The sequence below is a fragment of the Achromobacter sp. 413638 genome (genome assembly GCF_043119405.1).
Lineage (GTDB): Bacteria > Pseudomonadota > Gammaproteobacteria > Burkholderiales > Burkholderiaceae_B > Achromobacter.
The window spans coordinates 1-7,569 of sequence record NZ_JBICCO010000147.1; the positions used below are offsets into that span (position 1 = coordinate 1).

General features: G+C 68.9%; 5 protein-coding genes. 3 read left to right on the plus strand and 2 right to left on the minus strand.

Annotated features, from left to right (window positions below; genetic code table 11):
• The first annotated feature begins 11 nt into the window (after positions 1-11).
• The 3 genes from ACEU5R_RS31490 to ACEU5R_RS31500 all read left to right on the plus strand — a co-directional run bounded on the left by ACEU5R_RS31490 (position 12) and on the right by ACEU5R_RS31500 (position 4,362).
• Entirely contained in the window at positions 12-1,685 is a 1,674-nt protein-coding gene (locus ACEU5R_RS31490) for a ShlB/FhaC/HecB family hemolysin secretion/activation protein (RefSeq protein WP_392413806.1), read from the plus strand.
• A gap of 370 nt (positions 1,686-2,055) precedes the next feature.
• A complete protein-coding gene (locus ACEU5R_RS31495; RefSeq protein ID WP_392413798.1) occupies positions 2,056-3,777 on the plus strand; it encodes a collagen-like triple helix repeat-containing protein in 1,722 nt (573 codons plus the stop codon).
• A 33-nt stretch (positions 3,778-3,810) separates the two neighbouring features.
• Positions 3,811-4,362 carry a MarR family winged helix-turn-helix transcriptional regulator gene (locus tag ACEU5R_RS31500; RefSeq protein ID WP_392413800.1) on the plus strand — a complete coding sequence of 184 codons (552 nt, stop codon included), beginning with the start codon at positions 3,811-3,813 and terminating at the stop codon, positions 4,360-4,362.
• A 115-nt stretch (positions 4,363-4,477) separates the two neighbouring features.
• Here the strand turns inward: ACEU5R_RS31500 and ACEU5R_RS31505 are convergent, their stop codons facing one another.
• Both ACEU5R_RS31505 and ACEU5R_RS31510 read right to left on the minus strand, forming a co-directional pair.
• Positions 4,478-6,172 carry an ABC transporter ATP-binding protein gene (locus ACEU5R_RS31505; RefSeq protein ID WP_392413802.1) on the minus strand — a complete coding sequence of 565 codons (1,695 nt, stop codon included), beginning with the start codon at positions 6,170-6,172 and terminating at the stop codon, positions 4,478-4,480.
• Positions 6,169-7,569 (minus strand): ABC transporter permease (locus ACEU5R_RS31510; protein WP_392413804.1); only part of this gene is annotated, 1,401 nt, incomplete at its 5' end. The genes ACEU5R_RS31505 and ACEU5R_RS31510, both read right to left, overlap by 4 nt.

Consider the following 7,569-nt stretch of genomic DNA (forward strand, 5'->3'; position numbering starts at 1 on the left):
CCTCATACGTACTGCTGGCCTGCGCGCTGGCCGCAGGCACCGCCCACGCCGACGGCCCGCTGCGCGGCAACCCGGTGGATTCGCTGCCGCCGATGGAAAGACCCGCGTCGGCCAACCAGCCGCCCCCCGTGGTGCAAGCTCCCACGCCAGAGCAACTGGCGCTGCAGGCCCGGCTGGCCCAGCGCATCGTGCCGCGCCACTTCGACGTGTCCGGCGTGCACGCCATGCCCTTCGAAGAGGTATCGGCGCTGCTGAGCCCGCTGTCCGGCAAGGAAATCAGCCTGGGCGAGCTGGTGCAGCAGGTGGACAAGATCACCCAGCTCTACCGCGACCGGGGCTATCCTCTGTCCTTCGCCCTGGTGCAGAACCAGAGCTTCGCCAACGGGCTGGTGGTCGTGACGGTGGTGGAAGGTCATATCGGCAGCGTCCGCATCAACGGCGACCTCGGCAATGCCAAGGACCGCCTCGAATCGCTGGCGCAACGGCTGAAAGAGGAAAAACCACTCAGGCAGGCCACGCTGGAGCGCGTGTTGAACCTGATGCGCACCGTGCCCGGCGTGACCTTCACGCCCAGCCTGGATCTGCCCCGGCGCGCGGATGGCGCCACCGAGCTGGTGCTGGAGGCCGCCCGGCAACCGGTAAGCCTGACGGGCGGCGTGGCCGACCTGGGCAAGGGCATGCAGCCGCTGGTCAACGTCGCCACCAACAGCCTGACGCCCCTGGGCGAACAGGTGAAACTGACGGCCGCACTGCCCTTCCGGTCGGGCGACGTCAAATACATAATGGGCGAGGTGCGCGTGCCGATCGGCTCGGACGGGCTGGCCGTGAAGGTGGACGGCTATCACTATGATGCGCGCCCGAAGGACGATTCGATCGAATATCTGGGATTCCAGCGGCACGTGCGCAACGACCGCATCGGCATCGGCCTGAGCTACCCTTTCCTGCTCAACAATACGCGCTCGCTGACCGGGACGCTGGGGGTATACGCGGCCAATTCCAAAGATCGCTACGAAGCCAACAACAGCGACCGCTGGCTGCAACAGGACGCGCGCGTGCGCGCCGTCAATGCCGAACTCAGGTATATCCAGCTGTCCGAGAGCATGGCCACCGACGTGACACTGGGCGTGGCCAAGGGTTTTGACGCCGCCGGCGCGAAAAAGGAAATCTCGACCAATTACGGGTTTTCCTCGGTGCCGGTCCTGGACCTGGATTTCAAGCGATTCAACCTGAACGCGAAGCAAACGTTTGTGCTGCCGGCGCAGTTTGGCCTGGTGCTGTCCGCGGCCGGCCAATATTCCAGCAATATCCTGCCCTCGTCCGAACAGGTCTCGTTCGGCAGCTGGCGCTACGCCATGGGCTACCCGCAAGGGGAACAGAGCGGCGACAAGGGCGTGGGCGCGTCGCTGGAAATCAATCGGCGTTTCAACACAGGCTGGCGGTATCTGAGCAATGTGCAGCCCTACGCGCTGGTGGACTATGCCCGCACCTGGTACAACAACGCGTCGCTCCAGCAATTGAACCAGCGCCATCTGTCCTCGGTGGCGCTCGGCCTGAGGTTTACCGACGACAAGTACTATTTATTCGATTTCAACGTCGCCAAGCCCGTCGCCTCCCGCACCTCCAACGGCGACAACCGCGACCTGCGCTTCAACGCGAATTACTCTCTTTATTACGACGCGTTCTGAACGACATGATCCATGTCCCGCGCAAACCGGGACGCCGATAAATCACGATATCCCGCGCCTGTTGCGACAGGCGTTTTTTTTTGCCGGTTTCCTACATCACGTTACGTAACGCCGGACGTAACGTAACCCCCGAATCCGCCGCATTCGTAACATTCGCAGGCTCTTTGCGATCTCAGATTTGCGGGTTTCTCAATATTGGTGCAAACCCTTGGAACGATGTGCAAGCCATTGAAAAAAATGGATATTTATTAATCTTCAACTCCAAGAATAACGTTCAAAATCGGTTCCTGAAAAAACTTGGCACGGTTTATGCATGAGGAAGGGTATCGGGCGGTATCGCCGTCTGACCCTTCCAAACCAGGAGCTCGCCATGTACATCAAGACCGATACGCAACGTGTGCAACGCATTCTGACCGCCACCGTCATGGCGGCCGCCATCATGAGCGCCCTCTCCGCCTGCGGCGGTGGCGGCGGCGGTGGAAGCAGATCCGCCAGCCTGCCCGGCACGGACATTCCGACCAATCCGGGCGGTGGCCTGCCGGGCAACCCCGGCAACCCTGGCAACCCCGGAAACCCGGGCAAGCCCGACCCTGGCGGCCCGACCACGCCGACCACCACGCCCGGCGCCCTGCAAACCACCCTGGGCAATACCGGCAAGGCCGTGGACAACGTGCTGCCCCTGAACCTGGGCACGACGCTGGGCGGCATCGGCAAGGCGCTGGACCCCACGGTCAAGCCCGTGACCGACACGGTGGTCAGCCTGACGCAGAAGGTCGGCGCGACGACCGGCCTGGGCCAGCCCGTGGACGGCGTGTTGCAACAGACCGGCGGCCTGGTCAGCAATCTGGGCACCACGGTGAAGGGCACGGGCCTGCCGGGCGGACTGAGCGGCGGCGTCGGCGGCCTGGTCGACGGTCTGGGCAAGACCGTGGCCAGCGCGGGCGGCCTGCTCAATGCCTCTCCGAACAATCCGGATCCGCTCAAGACCGTGCTCGGTAACGCCACCAATGCCGTGGGCGCGCTGACCGCGGGCCTGGGCGGCCAGAGCGGCCTGCTCAACCCGGTGAACAAGCTGGTCGGCGGCGTGACCGGCGGCCTGCTCAGCGGCCCCTACAAGCCCGTGCTGGAACCTGCCCTGACCAATACCGGCAAGGCCGCGGACAACCTCCTGCCGCTGGGCCTGGGCCCGACGCTGGGTGGCGTGGGCGCGGCGCTTGACCCGACGGTCGGTCCGCTGGCCGGCACGGTCACCAACCTGACCCAGCAGGTCGGCGCCACCACCAAGCTGGGCGCGCCGGTCGCCGGCCTGCTCAACAACGTGGGCGGCACCGTCGCCGGACTGGGCGGCCAGGTCGGCAACACCGCGGGCCTGGGCGGCGTGCTGCAAGGGCTGGGCGCCACCGTCAGCAGCGTGGGCGGCCTGCTCAACGCCACGCCGGGCAATACCAACCCGCTGGGCAACACGCTGGCCAATGCCACCGGCACCGTGGCGGCCCTGACCGGCGGCCTGGGCCTGGGCGGCGCGGCCGGCGGCAATGGCGGACTGCTGAGCCCGATCACCGGCATCCTGGGTGGCGTGGGTGGCGTCGGCGGCACCCCGGCGGGCGGCAACGGCGGCCTGCTGGCGCCGGTCACCGGCCTGCTGGCGGGCGTGACGGGCAGCCTGGGCGTCACTGCCGGCGGCTCGGCCAACGGCGGTCTGCTGGGCGGCCTGCTTGGCGGCACGGCCGGCGGCACCGCGGGCGGCACGGCGGGCGGCGCGGCCAACGGCGGCCTGCTGGGCGGATTGCTGGGCGGACTGACCGGCGGCGTCACGGCCGGCGCCTCAGGCGGGGCGGCGGGCGGCGCCTCCGGCGGCGCGTCCAACGGCGGACTGTTGGGCGGCCTGCTCGGCGGCGTGGCCGTCAACGCGGGAGCCAGCGCGGGCGGCGCCAGCGCCGGCGCCTCGGCGGGCGCGAACGGCGGGCTGCTTGGCGGCTTGCTGGGCGGCGCGACCGGCGGCACCACCGGCTCGTCCGGCGGCGCGGCCAACGGCGGCCTGCTGGGCGGATTGCTCGGCGGCCTGACGGGCGGCCTGACGGCCAAGAAGTAATGACGACAACCTGATTCGTGAGGGAGCGAAATCATGCTGCAACAAGAAACCATCGTTCACCACGAGCATGTGACCGTGATGCCTGAGTCCCGCACCGCCACGCTGCGCCCCGGAATGCTCGAGGATATCGCCCTGATGCTGGGCCGCCAGTTCGCCGTGTACAACGCGGCCTGCCAGGCGGCCCTGGCGGAAAAGCTGGAGATTCCCCTGGCGGATCTGAAGGCGCTGGAGTTGGTCATGGAGTTCGACGCGCTGCCCACCGGACAACTGGCCCAGCTGATGGGCATCAGCTCCGGCGGCGCGACGGCCCTGATCAATCGGCTGGAAGGGGCTGGATATGTGCAACGCGGTCGCCATCCCCTGGACCGCCGGATGATCGTGATCCGGCCGGTCGAGGAAACCTGCCAGATGCTGGCCCAGGAACGGCAGTGGATCACGGAGCAAGTCGTCACGCTGGCGCGCCGCTATGACGCGTCGGAGCTGGAAACGGTGCATGCCTTCCTGGCGCAGTGCGTGCGCGCCCTGAGGCACGACACCCTGGTGTGGCTGGAAACCCGCAGCGCGCATCATCACGACGACCTTTGAACCGGGCCGCCTCGGCGAGCGGCGAGGCCCGGCGCGCGTCCCCTTCCGCAAGGATCGGGACGCGCATTTGTTTGGGCGCGCGGGATGCGACCCTCGCGCTTGCCGCCTCATCGGCTCAGCGGGATCCGCCTTCGGGCGCGGCGCCGAATTGCAGGCGCGGCACCGCCGCCAACAGCTTGCGCGTCACTTCCTGGCGCGGGGCGTGCAGCACGGCATCGGCCTGGTCCAGCTCGACGATGCGCCCGCCATCCATCACGGCGATGCGATCGGCCAGGTATTCGACCACGCCGAAGTTGTGCGTGATGAACAGATAGGCGATGCCCAGCTCTTCCTGCAATTCGTTCAGCAGGTCCAGGATCTGCGCCTGCACCGACACGTCCAGCGCGGACGTGGGTTCGTCGCAGATCAGCACCTTGGGCTCGACCGCCAGCGCGCGGGCGATGGCGATGCGCTGGCGCTGGCCGCCGGAAAACTCGTGCGGATAACGGCTGAGCGTGTCGGCCGGCAGGCCCACGCGCTCGACCAAGCGGGCCGCGCGCGCGGCCCGCTCCCGCGGGCTCATGCCGCGCCGCAGGGATTCCAGGCCTTCGTCCAGGATGTCGCCGATCCGCATGCGCGGATCGAGCGAGGCGAAGGGATCCTGGAACACGATCTGGATGTCCTGCCGCAGCCGCTGCAGGCTGCGCCGGTCGGCCGCCAGCAGGTCGTGGCCCAGCAGCATGGCGCGCCCCGACACATGCGCGCCGTCGATCAGGCGCAGCAGCGCCTTGCCAGTGGTGGTCTTGCCGCAGCCGGACTCGCCCAGCAGGGCCAGCGTCTCGCCGGCGCGCAGCGTGAAGGACACGCCGTCGGCGGCCTTGACCCAGGAAACGATGCGGCGCAGCGGCCCCTTGCGCACCGGGTAGTGGACCTTCAGGTCCTGCACGTCCAGCACCACGGCCCCGGCGCCGCGCTCGCCGCGCCGCGATCCCGGACGCGCCAGCCGGCCTTGCTCGGTCAGCGGCGCGCCGCGCTTGTCGAAGGTCGGAATGGCGTCGAACAGCTGGCGCGCATAGGGATGGCGCGGCGCGCGGAAGAATTCCTCGGCGCTGGCGCTTTCGACGATCTCGCCGCCACGCATCAGCGCGACATGGTGCGCCACGTTCTTCACCACCGCCAGATCGTGCGTGATCAGCAGCACGGCCATGCCCAGCTCGCGCTGAATGTCGGCCAGCAGGTCCAGCACCTGCGCCTGGACGGTGACGTCCAGCGCCGTGGTCGGCTCGTCGGCGATCAGCAGCAGCGGCTCGGCGGCCAGCGCGATGGCGATCATGACGCGCTGCTTCTGCCCGCCCGAGAACTGGAAGGGATAGTCGTCGATGCGCCGCTCGGGCTCGGGAATGCCGACCCGTCTCAGCCAGTCGATGGCGCGCAGGCGCGCCGTGTCGCCGCGCAGCGAGGTGTGCGTGGTCAGCGTCTCGATGATCTGGTCGCCCACGCGCATGACCGGGTTCAGGCTGGTCGAGGGCTCCTGGAAGATCATGCCGATGCGCCCGCCCCGCACGCCGCGCATCGCGCTTTCCGGCAGGCGGTTCAGGTCCTCGCCGTCCAGGTCGATCTGTCCGCCCACGATGCGGCCGGCATCGGGCAGCAGCCGCAGCAGCGCCAGCGCGGTCATGCTCTTGCCGCAGCCGGACTCGCCGACCAGCGCGAAGGTTTCGCGCCGCGCCACCGCCAGTCCCAGGCGCTTGACGGCCTGGGTGATGCCGCGTTCGCCGGCGATGTCGATTTCCAGATCACGGACTTCGAGCATGGGTGAGCCGGCGTTCATCGCGCATCTCCCTGGCCAGCCTGGGATTGCGCGCGGCGCTGGCGCAGCGAGCGCGCCAGGCCCGCCACGCGGCTGGGCTTGTAGCGGCGCGTGCGCGGATCGAAGGCGTCGCGCACCGCGTCGGCGAACAGGTTGGCCGCCAGCACCAGGGCCAGCATGAAGACGAAGGCGGTCATCAGGTTCCACCAGATCATGGGATCGCGCGACATCTCCAGGCGGGCGCCGTCGATCATCGAGCCAAAGGAATTCATGCTCGGGTCCACGCCGATGCCCAGATAGGACAGCACGGCCTCGTACAGCACCAGCCCCGAGAACTCCAGCACCACGGTGATCAGCACCAGGTGCGCCACGTTGGGCAGCAGGTGCCGCGTCATGATGCGCCAGTGCGACACGCCGAAGGCCCGCGCCGCCTGCACATATTCCAGCTCGCGCAGCTTGAGTGTCTCGGCGCGCAGCAGGCGGCACAGGCCGGACCAGCCGGTCAGGCCCAGGATCATGCACAGCAGGAACAGGCGCAGATCGGCGCGCGCGGCCGAGGTGTCGTACAGCTCGGCGTGGTTGTCGATATAGACCTGCATCATCAGCGCGCAGGCCGCCACCAGCAGCACGCCCGGGATCGAGGTGATGGTGGTGTACAGGTACTGGATGGCGTCGTCGACCTTGCCCTTGAAATAGCCGGCCGAGATGCCGAACACGATGGCCGGCGGCAGCATGGCCAGCGTGGTCAGGCTGCCGATGACCAACGCCGTGCGGATGCTCTTCAAGGCCTGCCACAGCACGTCGTTGCCGATGCGGTCGGTGCCCAGCGCGTGATAGCCGGTGGACAGCCCGATCAACGCGCCCGCCGCCATGCACAGCAAAACGAAGGTCAGGCTCATGGCGCGCCACGGCAGTTCGCCGCGCCCCCCCAGGACCTCGGCGGCGGCGGCCGCGACGCCGCCGCGCCGGCGCGCCAGGCAGGCCGTCAGCAGGAACGTGCCGGCCAGCCCGGCCGCCAGGCCGCCCGCCAGCCCCAGGCCGAGGCGCTTGAGCACGTCGGCGGGACGGTCGCGGTCCGGATCGGCCAGGTGCTTGCCCGCGCCGCGCAGCAGCGGGAAATCGCGCACCGGCTTGTCGTCCACCAGCGTGGTTTCCTTGGTGAACTGGCGCACCGCCAGCGGCGTGGAATAGGTTTTCTCGGGCCGCGTCAACACGCTGCCGTCCAGCAGCCCGTCCAGCGCCGAGCGCACGACGGGCGCGTAGGCGGGCGCGGCGTCGGCCGGCGCGCCCGGCGCCGGCGGCAGCAGCGGCCGGTAGTGGACGGAATCGAGCAGCCCGACGATGACGAAGGCCGCCAGGATCACGGCCGAACACATGGCCGGGGGGGGGGGGGGGGGGGGGGGGCGGGGGGGGGGGGG